The sequence below is a fragment of the Paenibacillus sp. FSL W8-0426 genome (genome assembly GCF_037969725.1).
GTDB classification, from domain to species: Bacteria; Bacillota; Bacilli; order Paenibacillales; family Paenibacillaceae; genus Paenibacillus; species Paenibacillus hubeiensis.
Genome location: NZ_CP150203.1, coordinates 4723571 through 4742700, shown reverse-complemented (window position 1 = coordinate 4742700; position 19130 = coordinate 4723571). Strand labels below are relative to the sequence as shown.

28 protein-coding genes are annotated in these 19130 nt (G+C 53.8%); all 28 read left to right on the top strand.

Annotated elements, in window-relative coordinates; genetic code table 11:
• Window positions 1-70: 70 nt before the first annotated feature.
• The 28 genes from MKY59_RS21370 to MKY59_RS21235 all read left to right on the top strand — a co-directional run bounded on the left by MKY59_RS21370 (window position 71) and on the right by MKY59_RS21235 (window position 19066).
• Window positions 71-2647: a glycoside hydrolase family 9 protein gene (locus tag MKY59_RS21370; protein ID WP_339273734.1), complete on the top strand. Its 2577-nt coding sequence runs from the start codon at window positions 71-73 to the stop codon at window positions 2645-2647.
• A gap of 73 nt (window positions 2648-2720) precedes the next feature.
• Complete coding sequence (locus tag MKY59_RS21365) at window positions 2721-3374, top strand: scaffolding protein (RefSeq protein WP_339273732.1); 654 nt, start codon at window positions 2721-2723, stop codon at window positions 3372-3374.
• Between the two features lie 64 nt (window positions 3375-3438).
• Window positions 3439-4557: a DUF5309 family protein gene (locus tag MKY59_RS21360; RefSeq protein ID WP_339273731.1), complete on the top strand. Its 1119-nt coding sequence runs from the start codon at window positions 3439-3441 to the stop codon at window positions 4555-4557.
• Between the two features lie 51 nt (window positions 4558-4608).
• A complete protein-coding gene (locus MKY59_RS21355; RefSeq protein WP_339273730.1) occupies window positions 4609-5070 on the top strand; it encodes a head fiber protein in 462 nt (153 codons plus the stop codon).
• A 14-nt stretch (window positions 5071-5084) separates the two neighbouring features.
• The gene (locus MKY59_RS21350) at window positions 5085-5306 is read left to right on the top strand and encodes a hypothetical protein (protein WP_339273728.1); all 222 of its coding nucleotides are present in this window, start codon (window positions 5085-5087) and stop codon (window positions 5304-5306) included.
• Between the two features lie 16 nt (window positions 5307-5322).
• Window positions 5323-5721 carry a hypothetical protein gene (locus MKY59_RS21345; RefSeq protein ID WP_339273726.1) on the top strand — a complete coding sequence of 133 codons (399 nt, stop codon included), beginning with the start codon at window positions 5323-5325 and terminating at the stop codon, window positions 5719-5721.
• Window positions 5721-6038 (top strand): hypothetical protein, encoded by a 318-nt coding sequence (locus MKY59_RS21340; RefSeq protein ID WP_339273724.1) that lies wholly within the window; start codon window positions 5721-5723, stop codon window positions 6036-6038. The genes MKY59_RS21345 and MKY59_RS21340 overlap by 1 nt, the downstream gene beginning before the upstream one ends.
• Window positions 6038-6511, top strand: a complete 474-nt coding sequence (locus MKY59_RS21335) for an HK97 gp10 family phage protein (protein ID WP_339273722.1) — start codon at window positions 6038-6040, stop codon at window positions 6509-6511. Before MKY59_RS21340 ends, MKY59_RS21335 begins: the two co-directional genes overlap by 1 nt.
• Window positions 6511-6963, top strand: a complete 453-nt coding sequence (locus MKY59_RS21330; protein WP_339273720.1) for a hypothetical protein — start codon at window positions 6511-6513, stop codon at window positions 6961-6963. Before MKY59_RS21335 ends, MKY59_RS21330 begins: the two co-directional genes overlap by 1 nt.
• A gap of 12 nt (window positions 6964-6975) precedes the next feature.
• The gene (locus MKY59_RS21325; RefSeq protein ID WP_339273718.1) at window positions 6976-8016 is read left to right on the top strand and encodes a phage tail sheath subtilisin-like domain-containing protein; all 1041 of its coding nucleotides are present in this window, start codon (window positions 6976-6978) and stop codon (window positions 8014-8016) included.
• A 16-nt stretch (window positions 8017-8032) separates the two neighbouring features.
• Window positions 8033-8476 (top strand): phage tail tube protein, encoded by a 444-nt coding sequence (locus MKY59_RS21320; protein ID WP_339273716.1) that lies wholly within the window; start codon window positions 8033-8035, stop codon window positions 8474-8476.
• Between the two features lie 78 nt (window positions 8477-8554).
• Window positions 8555-8926, top strand: coding sequence for a hypothetical protein (locus MKY59_RS21315; protein ID WP_339273714.1), 372 nt, complete (start codon window positions 8555-8557; stop codon window positions 8924-8926).
• A 23-nt stretch (window positions 8927-8949) separates the two neighbouring features.
• Entirely contained in the window at window positions 8950-9117 is a 168-nt protein-coding gene (locus tag MKY59_RS21310; RefSeq protein WP_339273712.1) for a hypothetical protein, read from the top strand.
• Window positions 9118-11118 carry a phage tail tape measure protein gene (locus tag MKY59_RS21305; RefSeq protein ID WP_339273711.1) on the top strand — a complete coding sequence of 667 codons (2001 nt, stop codon included), beginning with the start codon at window positions 9118-9120 and terminating at the stop codon, window positions 11116-11118.
• A 20-nt stretch (window positions 11119-11138) separates the two neighbouring features.
• Complete coding sequence (locus MKY59_RS21300; protein ID WP_339273710.1) at window positions 11139-11819, top strand: LysM peptidoglycan-binding domain-containing protein; 681 nt, start codon at window positions 11139-11141, stop codon at window positions 11817-11819.
• Window positions 11816-12898 (top strand): hypothetical protein, encoded by a 1083-nt coding sequence (locus tag MKY59_RS21295; protein WP_339273708.1) that lies wholly within the window; start codon window positions 11816-11818, stop codon window positions 12896-12898. Before MKY59_RS21300 ends, MKY59_RS21295 begins: the two co-directional genes overlap by 4 nt.
• Before the next feature lie 4 nt (window positions 12899-12902).
• The gene (locus tag MKY59_RS21290) at window positions 12903-13250 is read left to right on the top strand and encodes a DUF2577 family protein (RefSeq protein WP_339273707.1); all 348 of its coding nucleotides are present in this window, start codon (window positions 12903-12905) and stop codon (window positions 13248-13250) included.
• A complete protein-coding gene (locus MKY59_RS21285) occupies window positions 13240-13662 on the top strand; it encodes a DUF2634 domain-containing protein (RefSeq protein WP_339273705.1) in 423 nt (140 codons plus the stop codon). Before MKY59_RS21290 ends, MKY59_RS21285 begins: the two co-directional genes overlap by 11 nt.
• A complete protein-coding gene (locus tag MKY59_RS21280; RefSeq protein WP_339273704.1) occupies window positions 13652-14731 on the top strand; it encodes a baseplate J/gp47 family protein in 1080 nt (359 codons plus the stop codon). Before MKY59_RS21285 ends, MKY59_RS21280 begins: the two co-directional genes overlap by 11 nt.
• Window positions 14728-15291, top strand: coding sequence for a putative phage tail protein (locus MKY59_RS21275; RefSeq protein ID WP_339273702.1), 564 nt, complete (start codon window positions 14728-14730; stop codon window positions 15289-15291). Before MKY59_RS21280 ends, MKY59_RS21275 begins: the two co-directional genes overlap by 4 nt.
• Window positions 15292-15293: 2 nt before the next feature.
• Window positions 15294-16409: a pyocin knob domain-containing protein gene (locus tag MKY59_RS21270; protein ID WP_339273700.1), complete on the top strand. Its 1116-nt coding sequence runs from the start codon at window positions 15294-15296 to the stop codon at window positions 16407-16409.
• A gap of 12 nt (window positions 16410-16421) precedes the next feature.
• A complete protein-coding gene (locus MKY59_RS21265; protein WP_339273698.1) occupies window positions 16422-16907 on the top strand; it encodes a hypothetical protein in 486 nt (161 codons plus the stop codon).
• A complete protein-coding gene (locus MKY59_RS21260; RefSeq protein WP_339273696.1) occupies window positions 16907-17035 on the top strand; it encodes a CD1375 family protein in 129 nt (42 codons plus the stop codon). Before MKY59_RS21265 ends, MKY59_RS21260 begins: the two co-directional genes overlap by 1 nt.
• The gene (locus tag MKY59_RS21255) at window positions 17035-17274 is read left to right on the top strand and encodes a BhlA/UviB family holin-like peptide (RefSeq protein ID WP_339273695.1); all 240 of its coding nucleotides are present in this window, start codon (window positions 17035-17037) and stop codon (window positions 17272-17274) included. The genes MKY59_RS21260 and MKY59_RS21255 overlap by 1 nt, the downstream gene beginning before the upstream one ends.
• A gap of 15 nt (window positions 17275-17289) precedes the next feature.
• Window positions 17290-17976, top strand: a complete 687-nt coding sequence (locus tag MKY59_RS21250) for an N-acetylmuramoyl-L-alanine amidase (protein ID WP_339273693.1) — start codon at window positions 17290-17292, stop codon at window positions 17974-17976.
• Between the two features lie 2 nt (window positions 17977-17978).
• Entirely contained in the window at window positions 17979-18152 is a 174-nt protein-coding gene (locus MKY59_RS21245) for a hypothetical protein (RefSeq protein WP_339273691.1), read from the top strand.
• Between the two features lie 144 nt (window positions 18153-18296).
• Complete coding sequence (locus MKY59_RS21240) at window positions 18297-18779, top strand: DUF4352 domain-containing protein (protein WP_339273689.1); 483 nt, start codon at window positions 18297-18299, stop codon at window positions 18777-18779.
• On the top strand, window positions 18776-19066 hold the full coding sequence (locus tag MKY59_RS21235; protein ID WP_339273688.1) for a hypothetical protein: 291 nt from the start codon (window positions 18776-18778) through the stop codon (window positions 19064-19066). The genes MKY59_RS21240 and MKY59_RS21235 overlap by 4 nt, the downstream gene beginning before the upstream one ends.
• Window positions 19067-19130 lie beyond the last annotated feature (64 nt).

Genomic DNA, 19130 nt, shown 5'->3' with positions numbered 1-19130 from the left:
CGCACAAGCGACGGTGACAGGGAGCTGGTCGACGGCTAACGGCGGTGTTGGGGTTCGCGGAAACAGCTTCGTGTACACCGCGACGTCATCGACCGCAGGAAAGTCGATAAAGTGGACGCCGTTATTTGCGCAGTCAGGCGACTACTCAATTTACGTAAACTTGCCAGACGGCACAAGCGATCGTGACGCCGAAGCGACGTATCTAATCACGCACAACGAAGGGGTCGCAACTGTACGGCTTGACCAGCGCAATCGAGGCGGACGTTGGATGTATCTCGGGACATATGCGTTTCGGGCGGGCAATTCGCACCGCTTGGAGTTGACGAATCTTAAACGCAAAGGAAATTCAGTTGCGGCGAACACGATTAAAGTCGTACGAGAGGAGACTCGAAGCGGTGACGGAAAGCTTAGCGTGAAAGCGCGGCCTGTTTCGGACGGAGTCGTAGAGATCACAATCGAGGACACTAACGCAAACGCCGCGTACTGGATTGAGCGCATTAGTGACGGAGGGAGCTTCGGATTCGAAGTGCCGAAAGGTACTCGCAAGTTTACCGATTACAGCGCTGACTCCGCACAATCTTACCGCGTACGGAAGATCGGACGTCGCAATTTTGCTACGTGTGTCGTCGGCTCTTACCCTGCCGTTGAGAAAAACGCGAACATTCTCGTGTCGGCCGCGGGCTACCTACCGGACGCACCGAAGCAGGCGCTGATAAAAACGGCTCTAGATGCGTCACGGTTTAGCGTTATCGACGCGCAAACGGGGCTTGTCGTGTTGCCTGAGCGAGACTTAGTGACGGTGTCCGACCCGATAAGCACAACGCTAAAGCGCGCTGACTTCACCGACTTGACAGTGCCGGGTGTATACCGGCTTAAAACGGATATGGATGCTTACTCGGCGGCTTTTCGCATTGCTGACGATCTTTTTAGCGACGTATTAACGATGACTGTGCGCAACCTCAAGCAAACCCGATGGCCCGCAACTAAAATCGCTACTCGGGAGGACACGGGTAAGCCGATGGACATAGGTGGCGGGTGGGAGGACGCATGGGATTTTAAGCATTGGACCAGCTACACGGATACAATGCAGCCATTTGTGTTACTGTCCCTGATTGAGTCGGGCATTGATGTGCCTGGCGCACATGAAGAACTGTTGCACGGACTCGACTACCTGATGAAAATTCAGGAGATGAACCCTGCCGGAAGTGGCGCAATGAAGTACGGGCAGCTTGTTGCCGCGTATTCGGACGTAGTTTCTAGCGACAGCACTCCGTACGTGGTACGCGTAGAGAACGTAGACTTGCCGGATATGGGCGGATATAACAAGCGATGTGAACACGTAATAGCGCATTACATTTACGCGACTGTGATGGCGAAAGCGGCAGCGTTGTTTCCGGAACGAACGGAGTACGCCGACCGAGCGATCGCAGCATTTGCGTATATGGACACTTACGACGAGCTGCCGAACGTTAAATATGCGGAGTATTTTACGACAAAAGATTATTTCCGCGCCTACCCGATACTTAACTACGCATACAAGGCATTAGCCGCCGTCGAGCTGTTCAAGCTGACGAAAGATGTGCAGTACCGGACGAAGGCAGCCGCAGCGCTAAACGAGGTCTCGAAAGCTCAACGAAGAGATTACGCGTGGAACTCATCGAAAGTATGCGGGCTTTTCTTGAAGGAAGCGGGCAGCTCCGAATTACTACGGAACAGAGTGCACGGAGGCATTCCACTTTACGCACTCACTACGCTACTCCGCGAATTACCTGACGCGTCGGATGCGGACTGGTTCCGCTGGTACGCGAGCGCTAAGTTGTTCGTAGACGGATTCGTCAAGCGGACCCATGCGTTAAGTGCGTACGGGATATTACCGTACGGTTTCGGCGTCGGTCCACGAAAGATGAACGCAGGCGATTTGCTAAACTATCGCTTTTTCCAAGGCACAGAAACCGAAGCAAACGGGTACTCCGACGGTAATACGAAATTACTAGCGCTATACGCAGCCGCTCTCTACGAGTACGCGATCACAACGGGCGACAAGTCCGCGGCAGATATCGCAGCTCGACAGTTAGAGTGGCTTTTTGGCGCGAATGTGTTCGGTACTCCGGTTGTCGTAGGTTTCGGCGAAATCAAAGCCGGGGCTTCCCGCGTAACTACACACGGATTCGCGGCGGATAGCATGGAGGCTGTCGGAGCTGTTGTAAACGGAATTGACGGCGGTTCTGCTTCGGACAATCCGCAATGGACCAACACATGGCAGACCGGCGAAACTTGGGGCGTTAATCGCGCGTGGTTACAGCTCGCAATTTCCGCTCATTACAAGCAACGCAAGCACGTTATACCGACAAAAGACGTAGAAATCACGGAAGTTACAGCGCCTACGAGCGTCGTTAAAGGTGCCGGCTCATCTGCGAGCGTAAGACTCCGCAACTACACTGCAAAGGCCAAGCGGGTACAGGTGCGTTTCTTCGCGCAGAATGCCACGCCTGAGACAACGACGAAGAGCGTAGAGGTGCCGCCTTTAGGCGAGACGGCTGTAACGGTGCCATTTACCGGGATTGAGGCGAAACAGCCTGCGATACTGGCGGCATTTGTTGACGGAAATAGAGAGAACGCAAAATCAGCGCTAGTCTACGTAGACTGACGCGCACGACCTACGATACGTCGTTAAACTGACGGATACGATAGCCGACGGGCTTTAAACGGGAGGAAACGATATGACAAACGTTAAGTATCCGATGAATTTGCAACTTTTCGCAGATGATGATCCGCAAGACCCACCGGCTGATCCGCAGCCACCGAAGACATTTACGCAAGAGGAACTCGATGCTATTGTGCGGGATCGACTCGCGAGAGATCGCAAAGGACGCGAAGACTATGACGATTTGAAAACGAAGTTGGCCGCGCTTGAACAGGCGGAAGAGGAACGCAGGAGAGCGGAATTGACCGTAACCGAACGTTTGGAAGCGGAGAAAGACGCCGCGCTAAAAGCCGCTGAGACTGCGAAGGCCGAACGTGACAAAGCACTAACAGCCGCTAACCAACGCCTTATTAAAGCGGAGTTCAAGGCGATTGCACGCGAATTGAACGTACGGACCGATGCACTTGAGGATGCGTACAAACTCGCTGACCTGACGTCAGTTAGCGTAGATGATGACGGAAATCCGAACGGTGTAGAGGACGTAGTTAAGGCGTTGTTAACCCATAAACCGTATCTCGTGGACGTGCCGAAGAAGCCGCAACCAATAGGAGACGGTAAGCACAATCCAGGAGAAGACGAACGCAGGACAATCGAACAGCAACTTGCTGACGCGAGAAAAGCGAAGGATTTCGCGAAAGTTATTGAGTTGTCCAACAAATTGAAGAAGTAACCCGAGGCTTTGGAAAAATTCCAAGGCCTTTTATTATGCCCAAATTTAAGGAGGAACCACCTATATGTTGACTACTTACTCATTTCAAGATCAGGTCCGCCAGCTTGAAGCAGGCATCTCCCTTATCATCGACGACGAACCTACGCTGCTCGGCTTGATTGGTCTCGGAACCACGCCGCTGTATCAAACGAAATTCGAATGGATGTCCGACTCCCTGAACTCTAACCGAGCGGTCGCTAAAGCTGCCTCAAATGCCGCCGCTACTTCGATTACGGTCGCCGATGGTGATGGACTGAAATTCCGTGTCAATGCCGTCGCAGTTGCCGGCGAGGAATATCTGAAAGTCACAGCGGTTGCTGGCGACGTAATCACGGTTGTTCGCGGATTTGACGGCACTACTGCGGCAGACATCGCGGCCGGCGACGAAATCCGCATCGTAGCTCGTCCGCAACTGGAGGGCGCGCTGCCGGGTATCGACGAAGGACACGACCGCTACGTTGATTACAACGTTACGCAAATCATCGAGCGTTATGCCGCAGTGACTAAGACGCAACAAGCAGTCCGCACATACAACGTGGAAAACGAGCTTAACTACCAAGTTCAATTGCGCCTGAAAGAGTTGCAACGCGAGCTTAACGACTGGTTGATCTACGGTCGCCGCATTGACGGTGCTCCGGGAACCCCGCGTATGACTGGCGGTCTGTTGTACTTTGCGGATAAGAAAAACGCGGCAAAAGCTAACGCAGCAGGCGGCGAGATCACTCCGAAACTGCTCAACGATTTGGCCGAGCAAGTTTACCAACGCGGCGGCTCCGTGAACACGATCCTGACTAATACCGCCGGTGCGCGTCAAATCTCGAAATTCGCGAGTGACACGATCCGTACTGAGCGCGAAGACACTACGACTGGTCACAAGATTTATACCGTTGTGTCCGATATCGTAGGCGGTTCCGTTGCGACAGTCATCGTGGACCCGAACTTCCCGAAAAACAAAGTTGCGATGTTCGACCGTTCGATCTTGTCGATCGACCCGCTGAATGGCCGCGCAGTTCACGATATGGACGCGTCTGTACCTGGCGCTGACTTTGTGGCTCGTCAAATTCGCGGTGAGTACGGCGTTACCGTTAAGAATGCCGGCGAGAAAATCGCGATCCTCGAAAACATCAGTACGTCGGTAGTCTAACGTCAACGGGCGGCTTCGGTCGCCCTTTAATTTTTCGGAGGTGATGTATAAATGCCGATTACAGATCAAGATGCTGAACGATTAAACCTATCGAGTCCGGCCGCCAACGACATCGGACTGGGTGATATCATCCAGGAACTGCAGGCCGGAGAGAACAGCGGACCGAGTACGGTTGCGTGGACGGACATTACCGGAAAGCCCGCGACATTCCCGCCAACTCTCGGCACGACCGCGTCGACAGCGCTCGCAGGTAACGGAACGGCCGCAGCCGCAACGAAACTGGCAACAGCGCGAACAATCTCGCTAACCGGCGGCGTTACCGGCTCCGCAAGTTTCGACGGATCAGCAAACGCGTCCATCACGACAACTGTGGCGGCAGCAACAACGTCCGTAGCCGGAGCCGTTAAACAGGCCGCAACTCAGGCGAACAGCACCGCAACCGACGTCGCTGGCGTTGTAGCCGATCTTAACGCGCTGCTCGCGAAGCTAAAAACTGCGGGCATCATGGCGTAACGGAGGTGACGTTAGTGGCGAAATATCACGCATCCCCGCGCTATATGGTCGGGAGTATCACGTTCGATTTGCATGGAAATTACGAGACGGATAACGCGGAAGAGATTGCGCAATTAGAAGCGCTAGTCCCAACGTGGATAAAACGTCTTGACGAGATAAAGACGGAGGAGCCTGCGGAAGTAACGGAGCCGATCGCCAAAGCCCCGGCCAAGCCGCGAAGAACCTCCGCGAAATAAAACGGAGGTGTAACGGATGGCTTACGTAATCCCGGATGCGGACGCGTATATCAACGCAAATTGTCTCGATATCGAGGATTGGCAGGACAGCGACGACGCGAGAAAAACACGAATGTTAAATGTCGCAGGTACGACGCTGGCCCGCGCTTATCCGAAATATACGATACCTAACGCGGCGGTCTACGAGTTCGCGAACGTACTATCAATTATGTACAACGATTTGCTTCGGATGCAACAACAAGGCGTGTCCACGTTCGGTTTGACTGGCGTTTTTAACGTGAACTTTAAGGACGGAACAACGTCGATGCCTTACGACGACCTGCGCAAGAAGATTCCGCAGTCTGCGCTCGATATTATCGGCGAGGAAAACGGAGTCGTTATCAATAAACGCGCATGGAAAGCGGTGATCCTGTAATGCCGTTAGTTGCGATGAAGCAGCGAATCACCGTTACCAAAGCGGGCACAAGCGACGGATGGGGCGACGTAACGGAAGGCGCTATTGTCGAGTACAAAGCGCGCGTTACCGAGGAGACGAAGACCGTCGTTAACTCTTACGGAGAGGAGGCCGTATCCAGCATGACGATATTACTTGATAAGCTGCCGGACATCAGTTACGACGACACGATAACGTATGAAAACGAATTGGGTGTGCGGATCGAACGGAAGCCGATAGCGATTAAGCCATGTCGTATGCTGAGCGGCCGCGCCGTAATAACGGAGGTGAACGTCTGATGGCGAGTAGCCGCTTAGATTTCGACTTCGGAGGTGGCGAAGGCTTTATCCGGCGCCTGATCGGAAGGTTTTTCAAATCGTACCGGTCCCGCCTGAACGACGCGCTCGACGAGGGCACCCGGACTGGCGTACACGACGTTATGGACGAGTGGAAACGAGAATCCACGGACCTTGCGCCATTAAAGACGGGCGACCTCCGGCGGAGCATCACGACCGAGGTATCGCAGCAAAACGGTAAATGGTCCGGAGAGATTAGCGCGAGCGTCATCACGGTTCGCGGGGGTCGACGATTTGATTACGCGTCATACCTGCACGATGAATATCCGCAAAAATATGGTGACTCGTTCAAGAATCCGACGACGCCCGGCACGATCCCGAGGTATCTCGAAGTGCCTGCGGAGATGAACGAGGCGGAGTGGGCCCGCTTGATTGAAGGCGAAATAAAGGCCGCGCTGAAACGGAGGCGGGTGTAATGGCGGACATCACCACGGAAATCCTGGCGATCGAAGCGTTCATCAAATCCGTCATTCCAGCCGCTCGCGTAGAAAAACAGACAGTCCCGTTGCAACCAAGCGCGGGGCTTTTTGTTGTGCGCTTTTTGACGCAAACGCCAGCAACGGAGACGCTGTACCACTACCGAATGGATCGCGATTATCAGGTGCTATATTACAGCGCAAAGCCGCAGGATGCGTTTCCCGTAATGGACGCGCTGAGCAATGCGCTATACGACGAGCAACGGATCGCATCGTCCGATTCGCGCCTTGACAGCTTTACTTACGCTATGCCGACGAAATCCAGTACGGACAAAGCATCGACGACAAACGCGGACTATGTTACGCCGGGCATCCTGCGTGTGACATCGCGTCGGTCCCGTCCGCAACCAACATATCCGCTCATCAATAGCGTTAATTCACGATTCACATAAGGAGGACGAAAAATGGCAACTTGGGACCCAACGAGTCTACCGACACGTCCCGGCATTTACATGCGATTTGTACGCGCAGCAGCCGCTCAGATTAGCGGAGGCGCACGCGGGACTGTCGCAATTCCGTTGCTTGCCTACGATGGCACAGCGGTCGAAAAGTCGTTTTACACGGTCGAAAACGAGGCCGATGCGGTCGGACTGTTCGGCTCCGCAAATATCCGGTCGATCTTGCTTGCGTTGTCGGGCGGCGCTAAAGAGGTACTCGTCTATACGATGCCGGCTACACCTGTTGCAGACGACTACGTTGATATGCGCGAGGCTTTCGACGCTCGTCCGTTTAACGTGTTCGTCTTCGATGGCGAGTATAACGTCGAGCAACAAGCCGCGACCAAAACGTGGGTGGCGCAAAATCGCGAGGATGGCAAGGACTTCATCGTTGTTATTGGCGGCGACGCGGCAACTGACGCTGACCCTGCGCTTGGCAACGCGCGCTCCACGCTCAATAAGGACGACTACATCGTTAACGTCATCAGCGGCGGCATCGTAAATGGCGTCACGTATACGTCTTCTGAGTACGCGCCATACATCGCAGGGGATATCGCCGGAACTCCGATTAGCGAGTCGATTACCTACGATCAGCTTCCGCTTGAGGACGTGACAAAGCGCTTGACCAATTCGCAGACCGTTGCGGCATTGGCGGCGGGTTCGCTGGTGTTTACTAACGACGGCGAGAAAGTCAAGATCGAGCAGGGCATCACGACGAGCGGCCTTAAAATCAAGTCGATTCGCACGCAGCAAGCGATTACGGCGGACGTATCGCGCACGGCAACGAACAGTTATATCGGGAAGCTGCCGAACAATGCGGACGGTCAGGCAACGCTCATCGTCGCGGTCAAAGCGTACCTGGAAGGATTGGGCGCGGCTGTTCTTACGCAACCCGTCGTAATGCTCGATCCGCAGCGTCCGAGTACGGGCGACAAGGTGTTTTTGCTCATCTCGTACACGGAAACCGATACGATGGAGCGCATTTTTGTAACGGTAAATATCGACTAAGCGAGGCGGTGATTAAATGACTTTGGACGCTAAACGCGTTATTAACGGTAACTACGGTCAACTATTCGACGAGGACGGTAACTGGTTGAGCAACGTCACGAGCGTTGAGGCCAATATCGAAATCGGCATGGAAGAGATCAAACTCGCCGGCACGCGCTGGCTCGGCAATAAAACGACCACGCTCAAGGGTAGCGGATCGATTAACGGATACCTCGTTACCTCCGAGTGGATCGAGAAGATGGCGCAAGTCACTGACGATGTGAGCTCGCCGTACGTAACGGAGCTTGTCGTTAAACTCGACGACCCCGAATCGTTTGGCGCGTATCGTGTGCGCCTGAAAAACGTGACATTCGACCGGATTCCGGTCATCAACTTCGAGGTCGGATCGATTGTCGAACAGGAATACACGTTTGTATTCTCCGGCTATGAAATCCTCGAATCTATCCGCGCGACAGCTTAATACCGCAATACGCAAGACTTAACGGGCTACCTACGGGCGGCCCGTTTTTAATTACGAAAATAACGGAGGTTGGCATAGATGGCGAAAGGATTAGAGGCGCTTTTGGGCGCAAGTTTGGACGTTACCAAAGAGGTGTACATTCCGCGGCTGAAAACGCATTTCACGCTAAAAACGCTGACGAACGCTGATGTACAGCGGGCGAATCTGCGCGCTACGACTGGCAAGGGGAATATTGATATGACGCAACTTAGCTATGCGCTCATCTCGGCTGCTTGCGTGGACCCGGACTTTAACAACAAAGCGCTCAAGGCGCATTATGGTGCGACTGACGAACTTGATTGCGTAGGCAAGGCGCTACTTCCTGGAGAGGTCAAATTGCTCGTAGACGAACTTACGAAGATGTCCGACCTCGGCGTTAGCGACGAAGCGGTCGAAGACGCAAAAAACTAATTCGGGCGGGCGGAGAGGCGTATTTGCTACACATCGTTTATCAACGCCACCACATACCGCCCGATGAGGTTTACGGAAAGACAGGCAGCCAGCGCGCCATGATGTACGCGTCCGACCTTATCGTGCTTGAGGATGAGGAGCGCGAACGGCGTAAGGCTGCGCTAAAACAACAACAAGGGAGGTCGCGATAGATGTCGTTTGACATAACGGGTACGTTACGGATTATTGACCAAGCTACGCGGCCTTTGCGCAGCATGACGTCAAGCATTATGAAATTCGGAGTCGCCGCGGCAGGAATCGGAGCCGTTGCGGGCACATTTGCGGTTGTCGGCGATAGTATCAAAAAAGCGATGGATTTCGAATCGCAGATGCAGACGATCAAGGCGTTAACTGGCGCGTCTGCCGACGAGATGGGGCGCCTTAATGCGTTGGCACTCGAACAAGGCGCACTGACGAAATACTCTGCGCTAGAGGCTGCGCAGGGTATGGAGGAGTTGCTAAAATCCGGCCTTACCGTTGATCAAGTCGAAAACGGCGGTCTTAATGCTGCGCTCAACCTGGCGACAGCCGGATCGCTTGAACTCGCGGATGCCGCCGAAATCATGTCGACTGCGCTTAACGCGTACAGCAAGGATAATATGACCGCGGCAGAGGCTTCGGATATACTTGCGGGAACTGCGAATGCTTCCGCTACTAGCGTACAGGAGTTGCGGTATTCCCTTTCAGCCGTATCTGCGGTTGCGGCCGGCGTAGGCATGACTTTTAAAGATACGAACACAGCACTCGGTTTGTTCGCGAATAACGGCCTTAAAGGTTCCGACGCAGGTACTTCGCTTAAAACAATGCTTGCCAACCTGGTCCCGATGACGGATAAAGCCTACGCATTGTTCGAAGAGTTCAACTTGTTAACAGTTGACACAAATGCGTCACTCGAATTTCTCGCAAGCAAAGGCATCAAATCAACCGGTACGTCGCTGGAGCAAGTAACTAGTGATGTTGAGAAATACGTCGCCGGCCTTAAAGGGCTGAAAGTTGGATCAAGCAAGGCCGCAAAAGAAACACAAAAGTTTCTTATGGCGAACAATCTTATCCATTCAGCCTTTTATGATGAACGTGGCGAAATTAAAAAGCTTACTGAGGTCGCCGGAATATTGCAAGACCGATTTAAAGACTTAACCGGTGAACAACGTCAGTACTACATGTACCAACTATTCGGCTCCGACGCTATTCGCGCGGGTAACATCTTGTTCAAAGAAGGCGCGGAAGGTGTTCAGAAGTTTTACGACGAGATGGGCAAAGTCACCGCGCTCCAAGTCGCAGAAGAGAAGATGAACAGCGCAGCCGGTGCGGTTGAGCAGTTCCGTGGCGCGGTCGAAACGTTGCAGATATCTGCGTTGACTCCGTTGATGCCTGTTATCCGGAGATTGGCGGGTAAAGCTGCGAAAATGGTTGCCGAATGGACTCCGCAGATCACCGCGGCCGTCGAGAACATGGTAAGCACAGCGACCAAGTACGTTGAAGATAACTTCATCAACAACCCTGAATTTAAAAACCTGCCCGATCTTGAGAGCAAGATTCAATTCACCTTCGGTAAAATCGGTGAGGCATTCAACTTGTGGTGGGAAGGCGGCGGTAAGCAAAAGACCGAGTCCGTCACAAAGGCAATGGTCGGGTTTGTCATCAATGTGACTGAGTCCATGACTCCGCAAATCGTAGCGGTTGCTCTTAAGATTGGTGGCGCGATTGTCACGGGGATTATGCAGGGTATCAAGGACAATCTCAACGTCGTCGACCTTATGAACCCGTTTAAACGAGAGATGGAAAAGTTCTACGCGGAATACAGTAACGCGGAAAAACTTAAAAACAATCTCGACAAATGGAGTAAGGAGAATCCTGGGAAACCGATGATTGAAGGCGGGACCATCGGGCCGTCCTCGCAACCTGACAGCTTGTGGGGAAAATTTACAAACGCGATCGGATTTTCCGGCGGACTCGACAACGTTCCGTATAACAACTACCCGGCGCGCCTGCACGAAGGCGAAATGGTCCTTACGTCAGCCGAAGCGCGAGCATACCGTCAAGGTAACGGCGGCAGCCCATCGGTAGTTATCACGGGAAATACGTTTAACGTCCGGAGTGACGGCGACATCGAAGCGATTGCGAACGCGTTGGCCGTACGGCTGGCGATGTAAGCGGAAAGGAGGCGGCAACATTGGCGAGAGGCAAGCCGCAATTTTGGCTCAAATATAACAACAACGCTGAGGTCCTGTGGCTTCCGGTCAATCCGGAGACCATTAACGCGACCTCAACGTATGGCTACGAGGACGTTAACGTATCCAATCTCGGAGAGTATACGATCCTCGGCAGCAATCGACAAAAGGAGTTCTCGGTAGAATCGTTTTTCCCGCGCGATTATAATCGGTCATACTGTCAGTACAAGGCGCTAAAGGACCCGTGGACTATCGTTAAAACTATCGAGCGGTGGCAGAAGTCGGGCCGTCCCGTTCGCTTCATCGTCACGAATACGCCGATCAATATCGCGGTCACGATTCGGTCGTTTTCGTATGAGGAGCGCGGCGGCGAGCCTGGCGACGTCTATTACACGCTGCAGCTCAAGGAGTATACGTTCATCCCGTCCGCGAAAAAGTCGGACCCGAACGCAGACAAAACGAATATATCCAAAGCGAAGGTAACAACGGAGCCAGCGCGCGAATCGAATCGCGTAATTCCGTCGTCATATACCGTCAAGTCCGGCGACTCGCTGTTTAAGATCGCGGCGAAAGTGTACGGAAAGGGCGATAGGTGGCGCGAGATTTACGCCAAAAACAAGGCGATTATCGGCAATGATCCCAATCGACTTAAGCCCGGACAAAAGCTGGTGATTCCGAAATGAGTACGCAAATACGCGTTCTATATGACGGCAAGTATTACGTCGAGCCGCTCGTCAAGACCGCGACATGGGCCGGAGATGTGGCGCAGCCCCACCGGACTTTAACGCTATCGATGTCCAATACGCTAAATGGCGAGGACCAAGAGGTCGCGTTTGAGCTCGGCAAGGAGCTGCGCCTCTATGTTAACGGCAGGGGCGTATTCCGTGGCGTAATCTTTACGTACGACATCACGGATACAGGCGACGCGACGGTTACCGCCCACGACGAAAACGTGTATCTCACGAAAAACGTAGATACGCGCAAATTCGTCAAGATGACGGCCGGGGCGATAGTCGCCTCGTTGTGTAAGTCGTTCGGCATCCCGACCGGAGACATCGCGTCGACCGGTTATGTTATCCCGCGCATGATCCTGCGAAATAAAACACTATGGGACATGATGGTCACGGCGCTTACGGAGACGCGCAAGCAAAACGGGCGCAAGTTTATCGTGTACGCGGCGAACGGCAAGCTCGGCCTGCGCGAAAAGAAAGACGCCACAGTGCGTTGGATGATCGAGGACGGCGTTAACATTCTCGACGCTTCCAGGACGCGGTCAATCGAGGAGTTGCGTACGGCGGTCAAAGTTGTCGGCGGAGAGTCGGAGGAAAAGCAGATCGTCGCAACCGAGAAGAATACCGCGCTGGCCGAACGATACGGCATGATGCAACACTTTGAATCTGCTGACTCGAAACTTAATGCATCCCAGCTTCGTCAGCTTGCGAAAACGCGCCTGAAAGAGTTATCGACGGTTCAGGAGGACGTATCGGTAACCGCGATCGGCCTTACGGACGTTATCGCAGGCACAGCGGTCTACGCTTTCGAGTCGATGACGGACTTGGTCGGCGGCTTTTATGTCAACGCGGACACTCATACGTTTAGCGATGGCATCCACACGATGACGCTGACGCTGTCCAAGACGGACGACCTTCCGAAATTGGAATACGAAGAGGAGCCGGAAAAGAAGAAGGCCGCGAAGAAATCGAAGAAGGTTGCGAAGGACAAGGAAACGAAGAAGGATACGAAAAAGACGAAAGGAAAGTGACGCGATGGCACTCGAAACTATTGACGGCGGCGGCGTAAGTAAATTGCGCGATATCGTCCGGCAACTCGGATACAACAAGGACGTGGACGTCGAGTTCGGCACGGTCATCGCGCCACTTCCGGACATTAGCGTAAAACTCGATAACGCAAATTTCGAGTTGGAGGCCGAGGATATCGTAGTCCCCGAACACTTGGCCGGATATAAACGCAAAGTAAAGATCAACGGGGCGGACGCGGAGATCGAGTTTGAGCCGGTGCTAGAGCCGGGCGACCGCGTTATAGTTCTCATGTTTAACGCAGGGCAGGATTATTTACTATTCGACCGATGGGGAGGCATAGACGATGGCGCTTAGTCCCTTAGCGGTGATTCCTGAAGATGAGGCCGTAACCACGGAAGATTTCGTTCAGCCGATCAAAACGTACGCGCTTAATGTTGAAACAGGCGAAATGGGCGGAATGATTGACGGTATCGACGCGATTGAGCAGTTCATTTACAAAGCGATCCGGACTGCGCGTTACCGATTTGCGATATATGACGACGATTACGGCTCGGAGATCGACGCGCTTATCGGACAGGACGTATCGCCCGAGCTTTTGGAAACGGAAATACCGCGTGCCATTGAGGACGCGCTTATATACGACGACCGCATTTTGGCGGTGCGTGATTTTACGTTAACGAGGGAGGCGGACAAATTGTTCGTCTCTTTTTTCGTTGACATTGACAACGATACGATTCCGGTGGAGGTGGCGCTAGATGGCGTATGAGGATCAAACGTCAGCCGCGGTATTAGAGCGGATGCTTGGCAATTCGCCGCCTGACGTAGACCATCGTCCCGGCTCGGTAACTTACGATTTGGAGTCGCCGGCGGCCATCGAGGTATCACTCGCGTACTCCGAGCTGGACAACGTGCTTAATTACGGATTCGCGGATACGGCAACGGGCGAGTACCTGGACCGCCGCGCAAGTGAGTACGGATTGACGCGTAAGCCTTCACTTAAAGCCAGCGGTTCGGTTACGTTTGCGGGCCCGGCCGGTACCGTTATCCCTGCAGGCACCGTCGTATCAACTGGCGGGGACACTCCGGTCTATTTCGTTACACTCGGCGCGGTAACGATCGGCGGTCCGACGACTACCGTACTCGCGGAAGCGCAAGAAGGCGGCGCAGCGGGTAACGTCGGAATCGGCGCGATTAATACGATGACGGGCGACCTAGTCGGCATCGTCACGGTAACCAACGCGGTCAATTTTAGCGGCGGGGTGGATACGGAGTCGGATGCGGACTTGTACGCGCGATACCTCGAACGGGCACAGCGGCCAGCCACGTCCGGCAACGCGAATCAATACCGCCAATGGGCGCTCGAAGTGCCCGGCGTAGGCAGCGCGATCGTGTATCCGATTTGGGCCGGGCCCGGCACGGTCAAAGTCGTATTGCTCGGCGCAGATAAAACGGCTCCGGATCAATCCGTAGTTGACGCGGTTCAACAGTACATCGACCCAACGCAGGATGGGCGCGGAGAGGGAGCGGCCCCGGTTGGACCGATTGTTACCGTGCAGGCGGCGGTAGAGGTGCCGATTAACATTGCGGTCGATTGCGATATCGAGCCGGGCTACACGGAGGACGAAGTACGCGAGCAGATTGAAACGGGAGTTACCGCTTATCTGGCAACGCTGGCCTTTTCGGACCCACTCGTACGGATCACGCGGATTGCAAACGTCATTCTCGATGTGCCGCGCGTTATCGATTACCGCGATCTTACGATTAACGGCGGGACCGGTAACGTGCTGATTGCGGACGGCGAGGTTGCGGTGCTCGGGACGGTGACGGTTACGTGAGGACGCTAACGGATATCAAGCGTGACATGTTCGATTATGTGCCGCTGTATTACCGCGACTCGCTCGTGGCTGGCGGCATTCTTAACGCCGAGGCTATCGAGTTTGCGAAGCTTAATGCGGACATTTACGACGTGCTCGATCAGTTTTTTATCGACACGGCTACGTGGGGCCTAGCGCGATGGGAGCGCATATTCGGCGTGACTCCGGAGCCGGGTGCCACCTACGCACAGCGACGCGAAGTCCTCCGGGGCAAGCTGCGCGGTGTCGGCAAGGTCAGCGTAAGTCTCATCGAAAATGTCGCGGAGGCATACGCAAACGGTGACGTCGATGTAACGGTAGATAGCGCGGCCTATACGCTGACGATTACGTTTGTCGGCGTCTATGGCGTGCCGGACCAAATCGACGCGCTCAAAGCGAATCTACGCGATATCATTCCGGCGCACATGGCGATTGATTACGTGTTCCGTTACTACACTTACGCGGAGTTAACGGGCAGCGGCAAGACGTACGCGGACTTGACCGGATACACATACGACGACATTTATAATCGGAGGTTATGACGATGGCAACAACGCCAAATTTAGGACTCCCGCTAATCGATGGCGCGATGACGGCCGATGTGCCGCGTGACATGAACGCGCTGGCTAATGCGGTGGACACTGCGGTCGAGGCGGCGATTGACGAGGCTGTTTCGGGGGTAACGGTGCCTGACGCGAGCTTGACGCAGAAGGGTATCGTGCAGCTATCGAACAAAACAGATGGCACGTCCCAATCGTTGGCGCCGACGGAGAAAGCGGTGAGTGACGCCCGTCAAGCTGCTATTAGCGCGGCAGCAACTGACGCAACGACAAAGGCGAATGCGGCGGAGGCAAACGCAAAAAGCTATGTGGATGCGAAGACGTGGCAAAAGAATAAACTCACCAACGACGATGGGTTGGTCCTAAATATTTCGAATCAAAATCTTAACAATGTAGTCAAGACAGGATTTTACGCAGGCGAGAATATTACTAATGCGCCAGGTACGGCGGTAGGGTCTTGGTGGTACGTCGAAGTTTTCGCGATGAGCGGGTCCCACATTAAACAAATTGCGATGAACTTGTTTGATAATACGTACCAGCAACGAACAAATAACGGAAGCGGATGGTCGGCGTGGAGTCCTGACCTTTTTACATCTGTCAGTAACGGTAAAGCATCAGTTGCCGCTGCGATTACTGGCAAAGGAGTACCAACAGCGGCAGACGCTCCATTCGCAACGATGGCGGCGAATATCAACGCTATTCAAGTGGGGCCGAAGTATGCTATGGGAACAGCGGTGGGCGGCTCTACACCCAGAATATTTACGCACTTAGACGGTAGCGCCAGCATGGTGTATATACAGGTGTCCGGCCTAGGGTTTAGGCCTAACCGTATAGTCATAAAGCGTGTATTTGACGCAGGTACAACCGAGGCGGCTCACGCTGACTTGGGCGTTTACGATTGGGGCACACGCCAGGCCGCACCGTCGTCCACCGTCGGAAATAACTACAACTATATGACGTATGACCTGAAAAGAGGATTTTATGTTTTCGAGATGTCCGGGGCGTTAACGACATCTTCGGCGGCTTATGTAAATGATACGGGGTTTTTGCTACCAGTCAATGCTGGCGTCAATTATGTGTGGGAAGCATACGGAGTTTAAGGAGGGAAAAACGTGCAGATTGGCGCGAAGATTTATTATGAAAAAGACACAGGCAACGTCATACAAACGGTAGGCGAACGCTCCGGCGAAGTCATCGAAACCACGCGCGAACAAGACTTCGCCGTATACGCCGCGCTGGCCGACCGCGTCCCGGATACAGTCGGCATGATCCAGCTCGAATACGGCGCACATGCGGCTGATTATGCGGAAGGCGGCGTCTTTACTCGCGTAGACTTAACGACGTTGGAGCCGCTGTTTACGTATCCCGATCCGAGCGCGCCGGAAACGCCGCAGGAACCGCAGCCCGCGCTCTCAACGAAAGTGTCAACGCTAGAATCCGAAAGCACCGCGACACAGGCTGCGCTCGCCTCCACGTATGAGGCGCTGATCCAATCGCAGCAGGAGACGACATCGGCGCAAATGGCGCTGGCCGACGTATACGAACAGCTCATAAATATGCGCTCAGAACTTGACGCGCTCAAAGGAGGCGACGTTTAATGCTTGCGATTGCACCGGTTTATGCGTCACTTATCCGTAAGAAGCTGCGGACACTGGATAGCGTTCCAGATGTCGAAGGGCTCCGTGAACAAGTAGCGGGACTACTTGGCGAGGAGGCGACGGCTTAATGGCGGAAATGGACATCGCTAAATACTTTCTTACGCAGGGGCCATTCGCGATCTTATTCGTGTGGCTCCTTATTTACGTCATGAAGACGAATAGGGAACGCGAAAAGAGTATGCAGGAGGAGAACCGCGAACGTGAGGGACGCCTTCAAGCGCTACTCGATAAGTTCTCCGAAAAGTACGATCTCATTATCGGAGAAATACGCGAGATGAAAGAGCGTCTTCCTCGCGAAAAGGATTAACGGGGAGGGGTACGAGTGAACTACCGCAAGGATTATATTCCGAAAACTACCGCAAACAGCCGGCGACCCGGCCATGCTATGAACGCGACAACAATTACGATCCATAATACGGGCAACGAAAAGAGCTCGGCCGCTAACGAACGCGCCTGGCTAACGAATCCGTCGAACACGCGCACGGCGTCGTTCCATATCGTTGTGGATGAACGCGAGGCCATCGAGTGTGTTCCGCTGAACGAGAACGCATGGCACGCAGGCGACGGTAGCGGAGCCAGTTCCGGCAACCGTACGTCAATCGGCATCGAAATTTGCGAATCCGGCAACTACGCGAAGACTCTCGATAACGCCGCGACACTCGTTGCGTCGATGTTGAAAGAGCGCGGATGGGGCGTCGATCGCTTGCGCCGGCACTTCGATTGGTCCGGCAAAATCTGCCCGCGCTTAATGTACGATAACGGCGCGTGGACCGGTTGGGGCCTGTTTAAAGCGGCGGTCGCTGCGAAACTAAACGAAAAGGTGGCGGAATCCGACGTGAAGAAAGACGTAATCGTAAGCGTAGTGGTTAACGGCAAAAAGGTAACGGACGGCGTGCTTGACGGCGGCACCACGTATACACCTGCGCGGGCAGTCGCCGAGGCGTTAGGCGCGAAGGTAACGTGGGACGCGAAGACAAAAACGGTGACGATTACGAAGGAGGCGAAATAACGATGAAGAAACGCTTAACTAATCCGTTGTTTATCGCGGCCGCCGTAGGGCTTGCGTACCAAGGGCTCGAAAAGTACGGCGTTGCGCCCGACTTCGGCATGTGGCAGGTCGGCGTCGATATCGTGACATATGCGCTTATCGGCTCCGGAGTATATTCTACGTTTAAAACGGAATAAAACTGCGACCTGCCTGCGAGAGAGTACGTATTGTATCGTAGGTAGGTCTTTCCTTTTAATATCGATCGATGGTACTATTTAGAAAATACATAGTGTGGGAAGGTGTGCGTAATGGAGTACAGGTCATTTAAAGGAAGCGGCGCGATGTGGATATTAATTGGATTCGTTGTCGTTGTTATTGGCGCGATAACCCTAACACTTAGTAATCCGTTGAGTAGCCGTGTAACCGAATCTGTTCCCGTTACTGCTACGCCTGGTTTGAATAGCGAGATCGAGGTTGGTACGTTTGCAGTTACGGTACATAGCGTGGACGAATCGGAAGCCAGCAGCAACGGAGTCAAAACGGTAACACTCGATATGTCCGCGCGCAATGATGCGGATAAGGCCGGATCGTTTACGTCAGACCAAGTTAAATTGCGTGATTCCGCGGGCAGAGAGTACGAACCCAAACTCGGCGGCCTCGGTAACATGACGATCAATCCGGGCATTACCGAAAAGGGAACGGTGAGTTTCGAAGTTTCTGAGAGCGCCGAAATCACTGAGGCTTTGATTCGCGCAGATATGTTCGATATGGGCGGCGCCGACTACGTACGCGTCGACCTTACGAAAGGAGACCCCGCGCAATGATCGATATCGTCATCGTACAGCCTATCGCAACCTCATCCGGACTTTCTACGCAAGTCGTCCGCACATTCGAAAGCAAGATGATGCCGCAGGTCGGCCACAAGATACGCGATCGTTCGTTTGGGCATGACGTTGACCGCGCCATTGAAGACGTGGTTATCGACTACGTGGCGGATGAATGTTACGCGTACCTTCCGGTTATTACGCTGGAAGGCGCGGATAAGGAAGGCCTACGCGATTACGCTCGCGAGTATGAACGGCACGGCTGGGAATGGCCGCGTCAGATATAACGTAACACACGCGCTCATCTCTTCGGAGGTGGGCGTTTATTTTTTTTTTGTCTGCGTAGCATTT

Coding starts and splice junctions, on each gene's coding strand:
- MKY59_RS21290 (WP_339273707.1), top strand. CDS start 12,903: ATGGCACTCGAAACTATTGACGGCGGCGGCGTAAGTAAATTGCGCGAT.
- MKY59_RS21355 (WP_339273730.1), top strand. CDS start 4,609: ATGCCGATTACAGATCAAGATGCTGAACGATTAAACCTATCGAGTCCG.
- MKY59_RS21325 (WP_339273718.1), top strand. CDS start 6,976: ATGGCAACTTGGGACCCAACGAGTCTACCGACACGTCCCGGCATTTAC.
- MKY59_RS21285 (WP_339273705.1), top strand. CDS start 13,240: ATGGCGCTTAGTCCCTTAGCGGTGATTCCTGAAGATGAGGCCGTAACC.
- MKY59_RS21365 (WP_339273732.1), top strand. CDS start 2,721: ATGACAAACGTTAAGTATCCGATGAATTTGCAACTTTTCGCAGATGAT.
- MKY59_RS21360 (WP_339273731.1), top strand. CDS start 3,439: ATGTTGACTACTTACTCATTTCAAGATCAGGTCCGCCAGCTTGAAGCA.
- MKY59_RS21240 (WP_339273689.1), top strand. CDS start 18,297: ATGTGGATATTAATTGGATTCGTTGTCGTTGTTATTGGCGCGATAACC.
- MKY59_RS21330 (WP_339273720.1), top strand. CDS start 6,511: ATGGCGGACATCACCACGGAAATCCTGGCGATCGAAGCGTTCATCAAA.
- MKY59_RS21315 (WP_339273714.1), top strand. CDS start 8,555: ATGGCGAAAGGATTAGAGGCGCTTTTGGGCGCAAGTTTGGACGTTACC.
- MKY59_RS21255 (WP_339273695.1), top strand. CDS start 17,035: ATGGCGGAAATGGACATCGCTAAATACTTTCTTACGCAGGGGCCATTC.
- MKY59_RS21245 (WP_339273691.1), top strand. CDS start 17,979: ATGAAGAAACGCTTAACTAATCCGTTGTTTATCGCGGCCGCCGTAGGG.
- MKY59_RS21340 (WP_339273724.1), top strand. CDS start 5,721: ATGCCGTTAGTTGCGATGAAGCAGCGAATCACCGTTACCAAAGCGGGC.
- MKY59_RS21305 (WP_339273711.1), top strand. CDS start 9,118: ATGTCGTTTGACATAACGGGTACGTTACGGATTATTGACCAAGCTACG.
- MKY59_RS21260 (WP_339273696.1), top strand. CDS start 16,907: ATGCTTGCGATTGCACCGGTTTATGCGTCACTTATCCGTAAGAAGCTG.
- MKY59_RS21345 (WP_339273726.1), top strand. CDS start 5,323: ATGGCTTACGTAATCCCGGATGCGGACGCGTATATCAACGCAAATTGT.
- MKY59_RS21320 (WP_339273716.1), top strand. CDS start 8,033: ATGACTTTGGACGCTAAACGCGTTATTAACGGTAACTACGGTCAACTA.
- MKY59_RS21335 (WP_339273722.1), top strand. CDS start 6,038: ATGGCGAGTAGCCGCTTAGATTTCGACTTCGGAGGTGGCGAAGGCTTT.
- MKY59_RS21270 (WP_339273700.1), top strand. CDS start 15,294: ATGGCAACAACGCCAAATTTAGGACTCCCGCTAATCGATGGCGCGATG.
- MKY59_RS21235 (WP_339273688.1), top strand. CDS start 18,776: ATGATCGATATCGTCATCGTACAGCCTATCGCAACCTCATCCGGACTT.
- MKY59_RS21280 (WP_339273704.1), top strand. CDS start 13,652: ATGGCGTATGAGGATCAAACGTCAGCCGCGGTATTAGAGCGGATGCTT.
- MKY59_RS21295 (WP_339273708.1), top strand. CDS start 11,816: ATGAGTACGCAAATACGCGTTCTATATGACGGCAAGTATTACGTCGAG.